Consider the following 17,023-nt stretch of genomic DNA (forward strand, 5'->3'; position numbering starts at 1 on the left):
GGCTCGGCCGCTTGCAGGTGACACAGACGTACAGGCGACAGGCAGCCAACGCCTGAATTGAGTTTATCGCGGGAGGGTGTATTAACACGTTCTGTTCCGGAATCGTTCGACCACGGAACTCGAATCACCCTATCTCGGATCATGACTGCCCAGCCCGCCCTCGACCACGCATCCACGCCGCCTCGCGACGCGCGCGCCGTGCTCAGTTCCGTGTTCGGCCTGCCGGGCTTCCGCGGCGCGCAGGAAGAGATCATCGGCCACGTCACCGATGGCGGCAATTGCCTGGTGCTGATGCCGACCGGCGGCGGCAAGTCGCTGTGCTACCAGCTGCCGTCGCTGCTGCGCGACGGCTGCGGCATCGTGGTGTCGCCCCTGATCGCGCTGATGCGCGACCAGGTCGCCGGCCTCACCGAAGCCGGGGTCAACGCCGCGGTGCTGAATTCGACGCTGTCCTATCAGGAAGCCTCTGAGGTCGAGCGACGGCTGCTCGCCGGCGATCTCGATTTGCTCTATGTCGCGCCGGAACGGCTGCTGACGCCGCGCTGCCTCAATCTGCTCGGCCAGGCGCAGATCGCGCTGTTTGCGATCGACGAGGCGCATTGCGTGTCGCAATGGGGCCATGACTTCCGGCCGGAATATATCGGGCTGTCGGCGCTGGCCGAGCGCTTCCCCAAGGTGCCGCGCATCGCACTCACCGCGACCGCGGATGCGTCGACGCGGAAGGAGATCGCCGAGCGGCTGCAGCTCACCGACGCGCCGCAATTCGTCGCGAGCTTCGACCGGCCCAACATCCGCTACGAGATCGTCGACAAGCAGAACGCGACCACGCAGCTGAAGAGCTTCATCAAGGAGCGGCATGCCGGCGACGCCGGCGTGGTCTATTGCCTGTCCCGCGCCAAGGTCGAGGACGTCGCGGCGTCGCTCAGCGAGGCCGGCATTACGGCGCTGCCCTATCATGCCGGGCTCGACGCGTCGGTGCGCGCCCGGCATCAGGACCGCTTCCTCAACGAGGACGGCATCGTGATCGTCGCGACCATCGCCTTCGGCATGGGTATCGACAAGCCGGACGTGCGCTTCGTCGCGCATCTCGATTTGCCCAAGAGCATCGAGGCCTATTACCAGGAGACCGGCCGCGCCGGCCGTGACGGCAAGCCCTCGGCCGCGTGGATGGCGTACGGCCTCTCCGACATCGTGCAGCAGCGCCGCATGATCGACGAATCGACCGGCTCCGACGCCTTCAAGCGCGTCTCGATCGGCAAGCTCGATGCGCTGGTTGCGCTGGCTGAAACCGTGCATTGCCGGCGGCAGCGCCTGCTCGGCTATTTTGGCGAGACCCGCGCGGAGGAAAGCTGCAGCAATTGCGACAACTGCCTGACGCCGCCGCGGGTCCGCGACGGCAAGGTGCTCGCACAGAAACTGCTCTCTTGCGCCTATCGCACCGGGCAGCGTTTTGGCGCCATGCACCTGATCGACGTGCTGGTCGGGCGGCTTACCGAGCGCGTCAAGCAGTTCGGCCACGACCAGTTGTCGGTATTCGGCATCGGCCGCGAGCTCAACGAGAAGCAATGGCGCGCGGTGCTGCGCCAGTTGGTGGCGATGGGCCATCTGCGCGCCGACAGCGACGCCTTTGGCGCGCTGAAGCTGACGGACAGCGCGCGCGGCGTGCTGAAGGGCGAGACCGCGGTGATGTTGCGCGAGCAGCCGGAAGGCGCACGCAACCGCGCGATCCGCGGCAAGTCGCGCCGCGGTGAGCTGGCGCCGGCTACCGACGGCAAGGGCGCGGCGGCCAACCCCGCGCTCCATGCAGCGCTGCGCGCCTGGCGCTCCGAGGTGGCTCGGCAGCGTGGCGTGCCGGCCTATGTCGTGCTGCACGATTCCACCATCGACGGCATCGCCGCGATGCGGCCGGACACGCTGAATGAGCTGCGCAACATTGCCGGGATTGGCGACAAGAAGCTCGAGCATTATGGCGACGAGCTGATCAGGCTGGTGAAGGCGAACGACGGCTGAACCTTCCTCACGAGGTCTTCTTCGACGTCAGCAGCTTGATAAAATTCCGCTTCGCCTTGTGGCGCGTCATGAGATCGGCGAGGTAGGCCGAATGCTGGGCGGCTCCGTCAAGCCGCCGCATCCGCTTGATCATGGCGTGTGCGTCGCCGTAGTTGCCCTGGCCACCTAGCCGAACCTTGCGCTCTACCAATTGAGCATAGGCCTTCAACGCCTCGGCAGGGAGATCCGCTTCGCTCGCCTTGGCAAGTTCTTCCATCAGAATTTCGCGGCATCCGTGCTTGCCGGCCGCCGCCCATGCGTCCGCCAGCAGTCCCTCCGCCATGAGCACTCGAACTAGAACGTCGGCTGCTCCGAATACGCTCCATTCCGATTGCGGGCCCGAGTTCCCAGCCCGGACGCTCAGCGCAGCGATGGCCTTGTCGCGGACGAGGATCTGGGCCTTGTCATCGCCGGCGGCAGATTTCAATCGCAAGTACAGTTCGACGCTGGGTTCCCGACTGAACAGCTTCCAGAGCCGTTCGTTGGCGTCTTCATTTCGTCCGCTGCGCTGAAGCAGATCACAAGCAAAGAGAACCAGATGTTTGTCGGGCTCATCCTCGAATTTCCACAGCCCCTCTTCGGCCCATTTCAGCGCCTCCTGTTCCCGCCCCTTGTCGAGACAGAGCTGAGCAACACCGAGATAGTGATACGCGGTCGACAGATCATTCGCCCGAATGGCGATGATCCCGTCGACATCATCGTCTCGTTCAGCAAAACGCTCCATCATGGTTCGAAGCGCATATTCTCCGCCGGGCTGGACCTCTGCTCGCCTCCCTCGCCTGGATTTCACCTTTTGCCACGCTTCGGTTGCCAGCCTGCGATATTCGGCGAGCCCCACCGCACCGAGGACGTCAGCATAGGTCTCGCTCGCGCCAAAGAAGAACTCCCAGTCGGAATTGACTTCGCGGGCAAACAACACGCGCGCCAATCCGATGGGATCAGGCTTTGCCTGCTCGCAGGCAGCATGATGAATTTCGCAAGCCCGTGCGTAGCAGGCTCCTCCGCCGCCATCGGAATCATCGACCTTGGCCAAGGCCTCGTCCATTCGCGCGAAGAAGTGATCCAGCAGCGCAAGGACAAGCAACGCTCTCCCGCCTTCGAGCAGAACCGAAATGCGATCAAGGGCGCCATCAATCTGACGAGCCCAGTCGCGCATATCGCGATATTCGATGTAGCCTCGGACTCGGGTCGCGTCAGTGATGGCTTTCTTGAGTTGCGCGCTCAGCGTGGCATCGTCTGCCGTGTCGAGCGCGGCCAACAGTTGCAGTTCTTCAAGCAACTTGGGATCGCGCTCAGCGAGCCCAATAACCATCTCGACAAGGCGATCGATACCCTTCGCGCGTAGATGGTCACGTATCTTGCCAAGCCGGTTCGAGGCCTGCCCCAGTTCGCCCGGCCCCAGATTATTGACGGTCAAGGCTACCGCTGTCAGATGCTTGCAGAAGCCCCGATCAGCGAAGGCCTGACAAGTACAATCGCCGGAAAAGCTCTTGCCTCGCCCGGTCAGTTCACAGCGATAGATTTCGGTACCAGCCACCCGCGCAACCACGCGGGCCTCGCCGATCGTCATGATCTCCACCCGGCCATCCGCCTGATAAGCGCTGCCGCGAGCGAAGATTTTGTCACCAGCGATCTCCCGCAACGCCGCAAGATCGAATCGGTCGGTCCGAACCACGGCTTCAATGTCGGAGGCGGATCGCTTTCGGGCTTGCGCCATGTGCATGCCTATTGCTCTCAGGAGGTTCGGTAGCCCGAATATATCCGACCGCGCCGGCCCCAACGAGATTCGAGGGTCTCCAGATCACAGAGATTGACGACCGTCTCCTGTTCCGCCATCCGTGGCGCATGTCCGCGCAATCCGAGACCGCGTCCGCCGAGCTGCTCCGGCACCCGCCACTGCTGCTGTTCGTGGCCTCGCGCAGCTTCTCCGAATTCGCCTACCAGATCGCCACCGTTGCGATCGGCTGGCAGGTCTACGCGCTGACCGGCAGCGCCGTCTATCTCGGCCTCGTCGGGCTGGTGCAGTTCATCCCGAACGCGTTGTTGGTCTTCATCGCAGGCCACGCCGCCGACCGCTACGATCGCCGCCGCGTCGTTCAGGCCTGCCAGATCATCCAGGGGCTGGCGGCCGCCTATCTCGGCTGGCGCAGCTTTGCCGGCGATCTGACGGTGCCGGAAATCTTCTCGGTGCTGATGGCGTTCGGTGTCGCCGGGGCATTCGGGGACCCGGCCGCCTCGGCGCTGCTGCCAGCCGTGGCGCCGGAGGGCCAACTGCAGCGCACCACCGCGCTGTCGACCGGCGCTTGGCAGGTCGCGATCGTCACGGGTCCGGCGATCGGCGGCCTCACCTACGCGATCTCGCCGGCCGTCCCCTACGCCGTGATGGCGACGTTCTGGCTGCTCGCGGCCATCTGCTGTGGCGCGATCCGGCTGGAACGGCCGGCGGCCGAGCCGGATCCGCCGTCGCTCGGGCAATTGTTCGCCGGCGTCAAATTCGTTCGCGGCAATCCGGCGATCCTCGGCACCATCTCGCTCGATCTGTTCGCGGTGCTGCTGGGCGGCGCCAGTGCTCTGCTGCCGATTTATGCGCGCGACATTTTGCAAGCCGGCCCCTGGGCGCTCGGCGTGATGCGCGCCGCGCCCGCGGTCGGCGCGCTCGTGATGACGGCCGTGCTGACGCGGCATCCGATCGCGCAGCGGGTGGGATTGCGCATGTTCCAGGCGGTGATCGCCTTCGGGCTGGCAATCTGCGTATTCGCGCTGTCGCGGCAGATCTGGCTGTCGACACTGGCACTCGCCGCGATGGGCGCCGCCGACACGATCAGCGTCGTGATCCGCGTCTCGCTGGTGCAGCTTGCAACCCCGGACGAGATGCGCGGCCGCGTCGGCGCCGTGAACTATCTGTTCGTCAACGCCTCCAACCAGCTCGGCGAGTTCGAGAGCGGCATCACCGCCGCGCTGTTCGGTGCGGTGCCCGCCGCCCTGATCGGCGGCCTCGGCACGGTCGCGGTGGCGCTGCTCTGGATGAAATTGTTCCCCTCGCTGCGCAAGGTCGAGCGGCTGGAGTGAACCGGCGCCCGGATACCGCTGCTGTCAACGCAGCGGCATAGGAGCCATACCCGGCGCGGCAACGCATGCGCTTGCGGGCCGCACCGCGCTCGCCCTAATCTTTGCCTCGCCCGTCCAACGAGGCGCGGCCGAGTTAACGATACAACGACAAGAGATAGGGAAGAGACGGGCCATGGCTCAGGAGAGCACCGCGCGCAAGACTGCGCGCCCTGCCGAAACCGGTTCATTTGATGCCGTGGTAATCGGCGCGGGGTTTGCCGGCATGTACATGCTGCATCGGTTGCGCGGGCTCGGCTTCACGGCCCGGGTGTTCGAGGCCGGCGGCGGCGTCGGCGGCACCTGGTACTGGAATCGCTATCCCGGCGCGCGCTGCGACGTCGAGAGCCTGCAATACTCCTTCTCATTCTCCGAGGAGCTCGACCAGGACTGGAGCTGGTCGGAGAAGTATTCTCCGCAGCCCGAAATTCTCGCCTACGCCAACCACGTCGCCGACCGCTTCGACCTGCGCAGCCAGATCGTGTTCGACACCCGCGTCACCGCGGCGACCTTCGACGAGAAGGCCGGCAGCTGGCTGATCGAGACCGACCGCGGCGACAGCGTCAACGCGAAATTCTGCATCATGGCGGTCGGCTGCCTCTCGGCGCCGAACCGTCCGGCCTTCGCCGGTATGGAGGATTTCCGCGGGCCGATCTATCACACCGGCGAATGGCCGCATGAGGGCGTCGACTTCACCGGCTTGCGCGTCGGCGTCATCGGCACCGGCTCGTCCGCAATCCAGTCGATCCCGATCATCGCGCAGCAGGCGTCCGAGCTCACGGTGTTCCAGCGCACCGCGACCTGGTCGGTGCCGGCGTGGAACGAGCGGCTGTCGGCGGAGTATCTGAAGGAGGCCAAGGCGCATTATCCGGAGCTGCGTGCCAAAGCCCGCGCGCGCCCGACCGGCTTCTATTTTCAGTTCAATGCCCAGCCGGCTTTGCAGGCGAGCGAGCAGGAACGCGAGCGGCTCTATGAAGAAGCCTGGCAGCGCGGCGGCCTGCCCTTCCTCGGCGCGTTCGGCGACCTCCTGTTCGAGCAGGCTGCCAACGACACCATCGCCGATTTCACGCGGGAGAAGATCCGCGGCATCGTCAAGGATCCCGCAACAGCCGAGCTGCTGTGTCCGCAAAACGTGTTCGGCTGCAAGCGGCTCTGCGTCGATACCAATTATTTCGAGACCTACAATCTGCCGCATGTGAAGCTGGTCGACGTGTCGAAGACACCGATCCAACGCATCACGGGCGATGCCATCGTGGTCGACGGCACCGAGTACAGGTGTGATGCGATCGTCTCCGCGACCGGCTTTGCCGCGATGACCGGCTCGTTCGACAAGATCGCGATCACCGGCCGCGGCGGGCAGACGCTCGCCGAGAAATGGCGCGCCGGCCCGCGCGCCTATCTCGGCCTCGCCTCGGAAGGCTTTCCGAACCTGTTCATGATCACCGGACCCGGCAGCCCGTCGGTGCTCGCGAGCATGATCCAGGCGATCGAGCAGCATGTCGACTGGCTGGCGGATTGCATCAGCCATATGCGCGACATCGGCGCCGGCACGATCGAGGCGGTGCGCGACGACGAGGACGCCTGGGTCGCCCATGTCAACGACGTCTCCACGGTTTCGCTGCGCTCGACCTGCAGCTCCTGGTATGTCGGCGCCAACATCCCGGGCCGTCCCCGCGTGTTCATGCCCTATATCGGCGGCTTCCCGATCTATGTGCAGAAATGCAATGAGGTGATGAATTCGGGCTATGACGGCTTCGTGCTGCAGGGCGGCCACAACGGCAACGCGCCGCCGCAGGTGCGCTTCACCGAGCGCTGGCAGGTGCCGCTCGACATCGAGGTGATCTCGCCGGCCGCGGTCGCCGCCAGGCGCGTTCCCATGGTCTGAGCCGCAGTGGTATCCCCACCGGGATCGCGCATGATAGTGTCGTCCCGGCCCGCGCTTCGCATCGCGGGCCGCACGGGGGACGATGGCCGACACGGCACTGCAGGGATTGGTCGAGCGGATCGGCGCACATCACGTGGTACGCCGGCTTGCGATCGAGGCCGCGCACGAGAAGCAGCTGTTCGGCCAAGGCACATTGGTGTTCAATGTCGAGAACTGGAATCTGGCGCCGCGGATCGTCACGACCGCGCTTAAGGCGGCTGGACTCTACGGCCGCGCGCGGCGCAACGCCGACCGGGTCGAGGTACGACGCAATCTGGTGACGTCGGCACGCCTGCCTGCAGCCTTTGACGGCTTCACCATCCTTCAGCTCAGCGATCTCCACGCCGACATCAGCGCCGGCGCGATGCAGCATCTCACGGACATCGTGCACACCATCGCCTGCGACATCTGCGTCCTGACCGGCGACTATCGCGGCAAGACGTTTGGCTCGTTCGAGAAAAGCCTCGCGCTGATGAGAGACCTCTGCGCGCGGATCAAGCTGCCGCGCTATGGCATCCTCGGCAATCATGACAGCATCCGCATGACGCCGGCGCTGGAGGCGATGGGCATCAGGATGTTGTTCAACGAGCAGGAGCCGATCACGCGCGACGGCGCGACGATCCATCTCGCCGGGATCGATGACGCGCATTTCTATCGCACCGACGACATTCCGAAGGCCGCAGCGGCGATCCCGCGCGCTGCGTTCTCGATCCTGCTGGCGCACACGCCGGAATCCTATCGCGCGGCGGCGGCGGCCGGCTTCGACCTGATGCTGAGCGGCCATACCCATGGCGGCCAGCTCTGCCTGCCCGGCGGCATCGCGATCAAGCTGGAGGCGCGGCTGCCGCGCCGCATGGGCAGAGGCGCCTGGCGCTTCCATCAGCTTGCCGGATACACATCGGCCGGTGCCGGCACCAGCCTGGCGCCGGTGCGGCTGAACTGCCCGGCCGAGATCACGGTGCACACGCTGCGCCGCCTCGGCGATTGACGCCGCAGAGCGCAGCGCCACCATCAAGGCTTCTTCGCGCCCGCGCTTTGTTCGTTCACCTTGCAAACGATCAGGAGCGTATAGCCGCGCGCGTCCTTTGCGATCTCGGAGGTCTCCCGCTTTGACGCATCATGCCATTCGGCGATCTGGTACTGCACCGCGCTGTTGTCGAGGAAATCGCGCAACGCGCCGGTCTTGATCGCGAAATTGATGTTCTCCGGGATGCTTCCCGTGGCCCGCGCGACCCTGACCGCGTCGAGCTTCGCGGCCACGACGCCGACCACACCGCCGCCGAGATCGAACAGCGGCCCGCCGCTGTTGCCGGGCTGCACCGCGGCGCTGATCTGCAGGAAACGGGTGTCGTTGAGGATGCCGCTCAGCGAAGAGACGATGCCCGTGGTCACGGTGAAATCGGACGTCAGCAGCCCGTGATAGGGGTAACCGATCGCCACGACGCCGTTGCCGACCGGAATGGCATTCTGCCTGATCTTGGCAACGTCCTTGAACGGCGATGGCGCCTGCAGCAGCGCGAGATCGTTGGTTTCATCGCTCGACACCAGCCGCAGCTTGACCGGCGCCTCGCCGCTCAGATTACCCGTAATCTCGCTGCAGCCGTCGATGACATGATGGTTGGTGACGACATGGCCGGTGCTGCTGACCACGAAACCGGTGCCGGTTCCGCCCCTGGCCTGCTTCTGTGGCGGGTTCGGTGCAGACTGCGCCTGTGCAGCCTGCGGGGCCGCCACGGGCTTCGCCGCGACCGCGAATTCCCCGGCACTGGCGACGCCGTTCTTCTTCACCGACATGACGCAGTTGAGCAGCGCCGGCAGCAGTTGTCCGGTCTGATTCAGGTTGAACTGAAACAATTGTCCCTGCGCGAATGCCGTCATCTGGCGCGCCTTGCGGAACTGATTGATCAGGTTGGAGTTCACCGGCATCTCGACATTCACGAGCGTGGTGCCGAGCGGCATGCCGTAGACATTGAACGCCGGCTGGCCGTCAAAGGTCAGCGCAAGCGGAAAGGCCTCGCCCGGCGTCAGACGCCAGCTCTCATGGGCAAAGCCCAGCCGCCAGCTGCCATTTTCGGCGATCGCCACCATGAAGAAGATGCCGCTCTGGTAGGTCGACCCCGCCGAGCAATGCGTGAACGCGCCGCTCTTGTCGTCCGTGAAGGCGCCGCCCTTCCAGTTGCCGACCGTGATCGAGCCGTAGGGGCCGCGGGCGCTCGACGGAGCTGCAGACACAAGCAGGCAAGCGGCCGCAACGACCGCCCAGATCACAACTCTCATGATGCGCACTCCCCAGCCACAACCCCATCATAGGAGGCGGAGAAATTCATCCGCAAGTGGTGCGCGGCTTGGTCTTTGGTCCTGCGGCCACGCAATACCGCCGCGGATGAGGCGTTCGCCACACCCTCAGGTTACAGGGCGACATGTTCCTATTTTGTTCCTAAGATGTCAACCCGGACATGATCCAGCGCTGCCAGGGCGGATGCTATTGCGGCTCCCGAACCGAGGACTGCGCCGGCGGATCCGGATCGCTGAACCAGTACCAGGATGCGAGGGCATGCACGCCGACGCCGATCAGGAAGATGCCGGCATAGAGCTCGACCTCGCTGTTCAGCGCCAGCAGGCGGGTGCGCGGCATATAGCCATGGTTCTGGTAGACCCAGAACCAATGTCCCACGGCGACGATGCCAATGCCGAGCGCGGCGATGGCTCGGCCGGCCGCATTCATCATCCTCACGCGAAGGTCTCCCGACTCGCCCGGCACGATGAAACTACCAGGCGAAGCTGACGCGGACCTGACGCGGCAACGCAGGGGGCTTGTAACCCGGATGGAGCCAACGGGTCGCGCGAACGCGCGCCCGATGACAGGATCCGCGAAATCCGGGACGGTATTTCCGCAGAGGGTGCTGTCTTCTCCTTCCCCCTGAAAGGGGGAAGGTCGTGATGGGGGTCAGCCGCGGGCGACGCTACAAGCGGAGAAAGCAGATCCCCACCCACTTTGCTCTGGCGAGCAAAGCGACCTCCCCTTTTCAAGGGGAGGTTTGGAGCAGCGTAGCCGCCTCAGCCGTTCCTGAACGCGTAGGCATAGCCGTTGAGCGCCGGTGCGCCGCCGAGATGGGCGTAGAGCACCTTCGATCCGGCCGGGAAGAAGCCCTTCTGCACCAGATCGATCATGCCCTGCATCGATTTCCCCTCATAGACGGGGTCGGTGATCATGCCTTCGAGCCGCGCGCTGAGGCGAATCGCCGCCTTCGTCTCTTCCGACGGCACGCCGTAGGCGGGATAGGCGTAGTCCTCGATCAGCACGACATCGTCCTCGACGATATCGCGGCCGAGCTCGATAAGCTTCGCGGTGTTCTGCGCGATCGACAGCACCTGCGCCTTGGTCTGCGCGGGCGTGAACGAACCGTCAATGCCGATCACGTTGCGCGCGCGCCCGTCGGCGGCGAAGCCGACCAGCATGCCGGCATGGGTCGAGCCGGTCACCGTGCAGACCACGATGTAGTCGAACTTGACGCCGAGCTGGCGCTCCTGCGCGCGCACCTCTTCGGCGAAGCCGACATAGCCGAGCCCGCCATATTTGTGCACGGAGGCGCCGGCCGGAATGGCGTAGGGCTTGCCGCCCGCGGCCTTCACCTCCTCGATCGCCTGCTCCCAGCTCTTGCGGATGCCGATGTCGAAACCTTCGTCGACCAGACGCACATCGGCGCCCATCACGCGCGAGAGCAGGATGTTGCCGACACGGTCGTAAACCGCGTCCTCGTGCGGCACCCAGCTTTCCTGCACCAGCCGGCACTTCATGCCGATCTTGGCCGCGACGGCGGCAACCATGCGGGTGTGGTTGGACTGCACGCCGCCGATCGAGACAAGCGTGTCGGCGTTGGAGGCGATCGCGTCGGGGATGATGTATTCGAGCTTGCGCAGCTTGTTGCCGCCGAAGGCGAGCCCGGAATTGCAATCCTCGCGCTTGGCATAGAGCTCGACCTTGCCGCCGAGATGCTTTGACAGCCGATCGAGCTTCTCGATGGCGGTCGGTCCGAAGGTGAGCGGATAGCGCGCGAACTTCTCCAGCATACTGGTATCCTCTTTGGTGGTCTGGAACGGCGGCCACACCTATCACCCCAGGCGCGAAAGGTGTTCTCTAACTCAGCCCTCGCAGCTACTGATGATTACTGATTTTCGCGCAGATGCTATGTTTTCTTTCATAAACCAGCCCAATAGTGAGAGATTCTTCCATGTCGGCCCGGCTCGATCGCATTGACCTCAAGATGTTGAGATTGCTGCAGAAGAACGGCCGGCTCAGCAATGCCGAGCTGGCCGATCAGGTCGGCGTCAGCCCCGCCACCTGCCATCGCCGGACGCAAGCGCTGTTCGACGAGGGCTATGTCAGCGGCGTCCGCGCCATGGTGGCGCCGCGCAAGCTCGGTAAGGGCACGCTGGTGATGGTCGGCGTCGTGCTCGACCGCTCGACGCCGGAGAGCTTTGCGAGCTTCGAGCAGGCGGTGGCGAAGCTCAAATGCGTGCTCGACTGCCACCTCGTCGCCGGCGATTTCGACTACTTCCTCAAGATCCGCGCCGGCGACGTCGACGACTTCAAGCGCATCCATGGCGACCAGCTGATCGCACTGCCCGGCGTGCGGCAGACCCGCACCTTCTTCGTGATGAAGGAGGTGGTGGACAATGCGGCGCTGGAGTTTTGAGCCGCTAAAGCGCGATGAGATTGGGTTGAATCGTCATCGCGCTTTAGCTCGCTGTTTGAGCATGATCTCCGCGCAAATGCGTTCCGCGTTTGTCGCGAGGGAAAACCACTTCGCACTTTTCCGGATCATGCTTTAGCTCCGCTCGGCAACTTACTTCGATGCCTTGGCGATCTTGTGCCCGAGATGGCCGGTCTGATGATCTCTGCGGAGTTGGCTCAGCGACGTCTCATTCAGTGCGGCCAGGACATCGCTCAGCTTCTCGGTTTCGGGATAACCCGCCGCGAAACCCGGCCCGTAAACCTTGCGCAGGGTGCGCAGCAGCGTGTCGCCGTGCTTGCCGCTGATTTCGCCGTCCTTGTTGGGATGCCGATTGTCGAGACCTGGCTTGCTCATGCTGCTCTCCCTTGCGCTTTTTGCTGGCAGCATCTGCCTGCGGAGACCAAATGGCAATTGAGGCCGCAAAAACGACCGGGGAACCCCTTCCAACGCCCTCATACAGCCTTCGTCGAAGGCGAGTATTCGGTGGCTATTTGCGGCGTATTCGGTCAATGTGACTTACGTGCTCCTGCGGACTCCGGAGAGGCCTGACGCGGCAATCGTAGCAGCAAGTTGCGTCGATACGGGAAGCCACAGCTCCATTGCGTCACAGCCCAGTCCTGCGTTAGAGCGTTTTCGACCGAAGTGGACACCGGTTCGCGTGAAGAAAACGCGTCAAAACAAAAAGCTGGAGCTTCGGTTCTGATTTGATCAGAGCCGAAAATGCTCTAGAGCACCCCCTACACTGCAGAGGTGGACAGATGTCATATGCCTACAAGCTGAATGAAGACGTTCACCACCGGGCCCAGGGGCCGCAAGGTCGTGCCGAGGCCGATCAGCCGGCGGTCTACACCATCGTTCAACGCATGCCGATTGAAGCAGACGGGCGGCTTCGATACCGCATCAGGAGCAAAGCAGGCAACATCGAGCGCGTGGTGACGGAAGAGCAGCTGTCGTACTCTCAATAGGCAATGCGCAGCCGTCGAAAATCGGCGCAGGTCGACGGCTTCAAGCGCCTCCATGGCAACCGGTTGAGCGCGCCGTCCGGCGTGCGGCAGACCCGCTCCTTCTTCGTTATGAAGGAGGTGGTGGACCATGCGGCACCGGAGTTTTGAGCCTGACTGATCAATGCCGCAGAGTGGCGGTGAGCTCGGTCGGCCGGGCGGCCCGGGGGGAGTAATCCTCTCATTCGACTTGATGGGCAGCGCAAATCGGCGCAGTCTCACCCGGAATCCCCTCAGGCTGCAGGGGCGCGCGCGGACGCGCGGGGACATCCGCGGATGACGATCATGAACGTCACGGCGATCAGACTGGTGATACCGTTGCTGGCACTTGCCGCCGGCGGCACGGCGGCGCTCGTCTACGGCATCCACCAAACCCAGCAAATCCTCGGCGTGAGCACGCCTTTGATGGCGACGGCGCCATCCGCGCCGGCGGTTCCCGCGCAAGACGAGGACAAGACGCCGCTGGCAAAGGCGCAAACCGAGACCGCGGCGCTCGCCAACGCGCTGGCAGGGCCGCCGCCAGCACCGGGCGGCGATGCGGTGCCGGAGTTCGACGTTGTCAGCATCGAGCCGACCGGCGAGACCGTTGTCGCCGGCAGGGCAGCGCCGGGCGCGACGGTGGAATTGCTGCGCAATGGCGAGGTGCACGATCGCATCGTGGCTGATGCATCCGGCCAGTTCGTCATGGTGCCGCGCCCGCTTCCGCCGGGAAACTATGACCTGACCCTGCGCATCACGCGTGACGGCAAGCAGGTGACTTCCAAGCAGAGCGTGGCCGTGGCGCTCGAGGCTGCGGCAAGGGAGCGGCCGATGGTGGCGCTGATGGCGCCGGACAAACCGATCCGGGTGCTGTCGCAACCTGCGGCCGCGGCGCCTGCGGCCGGAAAGGTGGCTGTCGAGGCCGTCGAGACCGAGCCGGGCGGCAAGCTCCATGTCAGCGGTCGGGCAGCTCCCGGCGCGACCGTCAGGCTCTATCTCAACGACAGCTTGATCACATCCGCCACGGCCGACGAGGCGGGGCACCTCTCGGTCACCATCAACAAGGGCGTAGCGGCCGGCGATTATCGGGTCCGGCTTGACGACGTCGATCCCGGCTCCGGCAAGGTCCGCGCGCGCGCCGAGGTGCCGTTCAACGTTCCCGATGCGACGTCGACCGCGTCGATCCCGGCGCCTGCAGCGTCGTCCGGCCGCGCGGATGTGGCCACACCGCAGCTCGCGGCGGCGACAACCACCGCGGCAGTGAGCTCGCCCTCCGCCGTGATCGTGCCGAAGATCACGACAACGACCGTGGCCCGCGGTGACAGTCTGTGGCGGATCAGCCAGCGCGCACTCGGCGCCGGACAGCGCTACGCGGTGATCTATCGGGCCAACCAGCAGCAGATCCGCAATCCGAACTTGATCTATCCCGGCCAGGTTTTCGTCCTGCCGGCGCGGTGAGATCGGCATTCCGCCGGCGGTCATTTGCCCGGAGATTTCAGGAAGGCCACGATCCCGGCGCGATCCTCCGCCGAACGCACGCCGGTATACGGCTTCATGCCGTTGCCCGACACCACGGCTTCCGAATCCTCGATGAAGCGCAACAGCGTGCGCTCATCCCAGACGATGTCGGATGATTTCATCGCCTCCGAGTAGGGAAAATTCGCCACCGATCCGGCCTTGCGGCCGATGATGTTGTGCAGGTTCGGGCCGGCGCGGTTATCGCCGTCCTTCACCGTGTGGCAGGTGCGGCAGGAATTGTTGAACGCCTGCTCGCCGGACACGCCCGCATCCTGGCCATGGGACCGCCGCAGCGGCAGGAACGCCAGTGCGCAAAGCAGGACGATGAAAAATCTGGGCCGCATCGATCACTCCGTCGGCAATTGCGCAAGCTCGCAACACCGCGTCGCTTGTGCCATGCCGTCAACGCAGAGGCCGCATGAAAGGTCCTCGCGCGCCAAGCCCCTGCATCTGGCGCACGCCCAGCCGCCACACTAGATGTGCTGCCATGCAGCACCCCGCTCTCCAGAATTTCATTGCCAGCCATCAACGCCTGTTTGTCCTGACCGGAGCCGGCTGCAGCACCAATTCCGGGATTCCCGACTATCGCGACAGCGACGGCAACTGGAAGCGGACGCGGCCGGTCACCATCCAGGCATTTTTGGGCGAGGCGGCGACGCGGCAGCGCTATTGGGCGCGCAGCATGGTCGGCTGGCGGCGGTTCGGCCGCGCGATACCGAATGGTGCGCATCGCGCGCTGGCCAAGCTCGAGCAACAGGGCCGCTGCGAGCAGCTCGTGACCCAGAATGTCGATCGTTTGCACCAGGCCGCGGGCAGCCAGCGCGTGATCGACCTGCACGGCCGGCTCGATGTGGTCCGCTGCCTCGGCTGCTCTGCGACGATGCCGCGCGAACAATTTCAGGGCGAACTGGCGCGGCTGAACCCGGCCTGGCTCGCGCTCGATGCCACCGATGCACCCGACGGTGACGCCGACCTAGAACAGGATTTTTCATCGTTCGTGGTGCCGGCCTGCGAGGCCTGCGGCGGCGTGCTGAAGCCTGACGTGGTGTTCTTTGGCGAGAACGTGCCGGGCGACACGGTCGCTTCGGCGCAGACGCATCTCGAACAGGCCGACGCGCTGCTGATCGTTGGCTCCTCGCTGATGGTCTATTCCGGCTTCCGCTTCGTGCGGATGGCCGAGCAACGCGGGTTGCCGATTGCCGCCGTCAATCTCGGGCGCACCCGCGCCGACGACCTGCTCACGCTCAAGGTCGAGGACCAGTGCGAGACCGCGCTGTCGTTCCTGCTGTAGATCAGCGCTCGCTCGCCGGCGCTCTACGCCCGATGGCGCTGCGATTTGGCCATCGGCATGTTGGCGTTCCAATGCGTCCAGCTCACGCTGGCGAGGCTGCGCTGGTCCGTCGCCAGCGGGCGACGGGTGCGGCGCTCATACTCGGCGATGCAGCGGCCTGACTCGCCGATCTTGCGCTGCAATTCGTCGATCGTCATCTGCGTGGCGCGGCCGCAATTGGCCTTGCCGAGCTGATCGGCCTCGATCGCCTTCAACGCCGCGCGGAGCTTTTTGAGCTGCGCGCGCTGCCAGGCAATATGGCTGTCGCTGTCTGCCGTCATGAGGCCGCCACCATCTTTGATCGTTGCACGCCGTTGGGAACCTCGATGTCGACCTCGAGCATCGAGACGAACTTGCCGCGATCCATCCGGATCACGATCTTGTCGGGATCGAGATCGACATGTTTGGACACCACGCTCAGGATTTCCGAGCGGAGGGTCTCCAGAAGATCGGGCGCACCGCTCCGGCCACGCTCATGCGCGAGCAGGATTTGCAGCCGCTCCCGTGCCACGGGGGCGGACCCTGCACGGCCGCCAAAGAGCCGCATCAGGTTCATCACGCAGCCCTCCGTCGCAGCAGCCGGTCCATGAGCCCCTTTCGCTCGACCGGCACCTTCATTTCGATCTGCTCGCCCATCAGGCGCCGCACCGCGTCGCTATATGCGCGCGCCGGCGCGCTGCCGGCATTGTTCAGCGTCACCGGACAGCCGACATTGGAGGCGCGCAGCACGTCCTGGCTTTCCGGGACAATGCCGAGCAAGGGGGTCGCAAGGATTTCCAGGATATCGTCGATCGACAGCATCTCGCCGCGCGCGGCACGGCCGGCATCGTAGCGGGTGACCAGCAGATGCTTCTCGACCCGCTCGCCGCGTTCGGCGCGGGCCGTCTTGGAATCCAGCATGCCGATGATGCGGTCGGAGTCGCGCACCGACGACACTTCGGGATTGGTGACGATGATGGCCTCGTCGGCGTAGCGCATCGCGAGCGTCGCGCCACGTTCGATGCCGGCCGGGCTGTCGCACAGGATCCAGTCGAACTTGGTCTTGAGGTCGGCGATGACGCGCTTGACGCCCTCTTCCGTCAGGGCGTCCTTGTCGCGGGTCTGCGACGCCGGCAACAGCCAGAGGTTCTCCAGCCGCTTGTCGCGGATCAGGGCCTGCGGCAGTTTCGCAACCCCTTGCACCACGTTGATGAGGTCGAATACGACCCGGCGCTCCGCGCCCATCACCAAATCGAGGTTACGCAGGCCGACGTCGAAGTCGATGACGACGACGTTCTGGCCCATTTGCGCGAGCGCCGCGCCAAGCGCGGCGGTGGAGGTCGTCTTGCCGACTCCTCCCTTCCCAGACGTCACGACCAAAACCTTGGCCATTTCTCTCTCT

General features: G+C 64.8%; 17 protein-coding genes and 1 pseudogene. 9 read left to right on the forward strand and 9 right to left on the reverse strand.

The genetic code is table 11. The features are described 5' to 3' along the window. Positions 1-141 precede the first annotated feature (141 nt). Complete coding sequence (gene recQ / locus V5279_RS42915; RefSeq protein WP_166299763.1) at positions 142-2,010, forward strand: DNA helicase RecQ; 1,869 nt, start codon at positions 142-144, stop codon at positions 2,008-2,010. Positions 2,011-2,017: 7 nt separating this feature from the next. On the opposite strand, the gene V5279_RS42920 is transcribed toward recQ, so the two are convergent. Continuing rightward, positions 2,018-3,772, reverse strand: a complete 1,755-nt coding sequence (locus tag V5279_RS42920; RefSeq protein ID WP_338693063.1) for an SWIM zinc finger family protein — start codon at positions 3,770-3,772, stop codon at positions 2,018-2,020. Between the two features lie 122 nt (positions 3,773-3,894). Here V5279_RS42920 and V5279_RS42925 point away from each other — a divergent pair, with 122 nt between their 5' ends. The 3 genes from V5279_RS42925 to V5279_RS42935 all read left to right on the forward strand — a co-directional run bounded on the left by V5279_RS42925 (position 3,895) and on the right by V5279_RS42935 (position 8,066). Continuing rightward, positions 3,895-5,118 carry an MFS transporter gene (locus V5279_RS42925; RefSeq protein ID WP_338693065.1) on the forward strand — a complete coding sequence of 408 codons (1,224 nt, stop codon included), beginning with the start codon at positions 3,895-3,897 and terminating at the stop codon, positions 5,116-5,118. 172 nt (positions 5,119-5,290) lie between these two features. Continuing rightward, complete coding sequence (locus V5279_RS42930; protein ID WP_338693067.1) at positions 5,291-7,039, forward strand: NAD(P)/FAD-dependent oxidoreductase; 1,749 nt, start codon at positions 5,291-5,293, stop codon at positions 7,037-7,039. A gap of 82 nt (positions 7,040-7,121) precedes the next feature. Beyond that, positions 7,122-8,066, forward strand: coding sequence for a metallophosphoesterase (locus tag V5279_RS42935; protein WP_338693069.1), 945 nt, complete (start codon positions 7,122-7,124; stop codon positions 8,064-8,066). A gap of 23 nt (positions 8,067-8,089) precedes the next feature. On the opposite strand, the gene V5279_RS42940 is transcribed toward V5279_RS42935, so the two are convergent. From V5279_RS42940 to V5279_RS42950, 3 genes are all read right to left on the reverse strand, one after another. After that, positions 8,090-9,355: a S1C family serine protease gene (locus V5279_RS42940; RefSeq protein ID WP_338693071.1), complete on the reverse strand. Its 1,266-nt coding sequence runs from the start codon at positions 9,353-9,355 to the stop codon at positions 8,090-8,092. 205 nt (positions 9,356-9,560) lie between these two features. After that, a complete protein-coding gene (locus tag V5279_RS42945) occupies positions 9,561-9,806 on the reverse strand; it encodes a hypothetical protein (RefSeq protein ID WP_338701709.1) in 246 nt (81 codons plus the stop codon). A gap of 329 nt (positions 9,807-10,135) precedes the next feature. Next, positions 10,136-11,149 (reverse strand): 1-aminocyclopropane-1-carboxylate deaminase, encoded by a 1,014-nt coding sequence (locus V5279_RS42950; RefSeq protein ID WP_338693073.1) that lies wholly within the window; start codon positions 11,147-11,149, stop codon positions 10,136-10,138. 161 nt (positions 11,150-11,310) lie between these two features. On the opposite strand from V5279_RS42950, the gene V5279_RS42955 reads away from it, so the two are divergent. Continuing rightward, positions 11,311-11,775 carry an Lrp/AsnC family transcriptional regulator gene (locus V5279_RS42955; RefSeq protein WP_166213409.1) on the forward strand — a complete coding sequence of 155 codons (465 nt, stop codon included), beginning with the start codon at positions 11,311-11,313 and terminating at the stop codon, positions 11,773-11,775. A gap of 150 nt (positions 11,776-11,925) precedes the next feature. On the opposite strand, the gene V5279_RS42960 is transcribed toward V5279_RS42955, so the two are convergent. Next, positions 11,926-12,168 (reverse strand): hypothetical protein, encoded by a 243-nt coding sequence (locus V5279_RS42960; protein WP_166213408.1) that lies wholly within the window; start codon positions 12,166-12,168, stop codon positions 11,926-11,928. A gap of 404 nt (positions 12,169-12,572) precedes the next feature. On the opposite strand from V5279_RS42960, the gene V5279_RS42965 reads away from it, so the two are divergent. The 3 genes and pseudogenes from V5279_RS42965 (at position 12,573) to V5279_RS42975 (ending at position 14,252) form a co-directional block, all read left to right on the forward strand. Further along, complete coding sequence (locus V5279_RS42965; RefSeq protein WP_029080494.1) at positions 12,573-12,779, forward strand: hypothetical protein; 207 nt, start codon at positions 12,573-12,575, stop codon at positions 12,777-12,779. Positions 12,780-12,818: 39 nt separating this feature from the next. Next, a pseudogene (locus V5279_RS42970) lies at positions 12,819-12,926 on the forward strand (AsnC family transcriptional regulator); the annotation flags it as partial. A 165-nt stretch (positions 12,927-13,091) separates the two neighbouring features. Then, complete coding sequence (locus V5279_RS42975) at positions 13,092-14,252, forward strand: LysM peptidoglycan-binding domain-containing protein (RefSeq protein ID WP_166299800.1); 1,161 nt, start codon at positions 13,092-13,094, stop codon at positions 14,250-14,252. Between the two features lie 20 nt (positions 14,253-14,272). Here V5279_RS42975 and V5279_RS42980 read toward each other — a convergent pair whose 3' ends face one another. After that, the gene (locus V5279_RS42980; RefSeq protein WP_166299802.1) at positions 14,273-14,656 is read right to left on the reverse strand and encodes a c-type cytochrome; all 384 of its coding nucleotides are present in this window, start codon (positions 14,654-14,656) and stop codon (positions 14,273-14,275) included. 143 nt (positions 14,657-14,799) lie between these two features. On the opposite strand from V5279_RS42980, the gene V5279_RS42985 reads away from it, so the two are divergent. Then, a complete protein-coding gene (locus V5279_RS42985) occupies positions 14,800-15,603 on the forward strand; it encodes an NAD-dependent protein deacetylase (RefSeq protein ID WP_248114507.1) in 804 nt (267 codons plus the stop codon). A 23-nt stretch (positions 15,604-15,626) separates the two neighbouring features. On the opposite strand, the gene V5279_RS42990 is transcribed toward V5279_RS42985, so the two are convergent. From V5279_RS42990 to minD, 3 genes are read right to left on the reverse strand one after another with little or no spacing between them, the layout of a single operon-like run. Next, complete coding sequence (locus tag V5279_RS42990) at positions 15,627-15,923, reverse strand: hypothetical protein (protein WP_166213405.1); 297 nt, start codon at positions 15,921-15,923, stop codon at positions 15,627-15,629. Then, complete coding sequence (gene minE, locus V5279_RS42995; protein ID WP_029080499.1) at positions 15,920-16,198, reverse strand: cell division topological specificity factor MinE; 279 nt, start codon at positions 16,196-16,198, stop codon at positions 15,920-15,922. The genes V5279_RS42990 and minE overlap by 4 nt, the downstream gene beginning before the upstream one ends. Continuing rightward, positions 16,198-17,013, reverse strand: coding sequence for a septum site-determining protein MinD (gene minD / locus V5279_RS43000; protein WP_029080500.1), 816 nt, complete (start codon positions 17,011-17,013; stop codon positions 16,198-16,200). The genes minE and minD overlap by 1 nt, the downstream gene beginning before the upstream one ends. Positions 17,014-17,023 lie beyond the last annotated feature (10 nt).

The sequence above is a fragment of the Bradyrhizobium sp. 26S5 genome (assembly GCF_036923295.1).
GTDB lineage: Bacteria > Pseudomonadota > Alphaproteobacteria > Rhizobiales > Xanthobacteraceae > Bradyrhizobium > Bradyrhizobium septentrionale.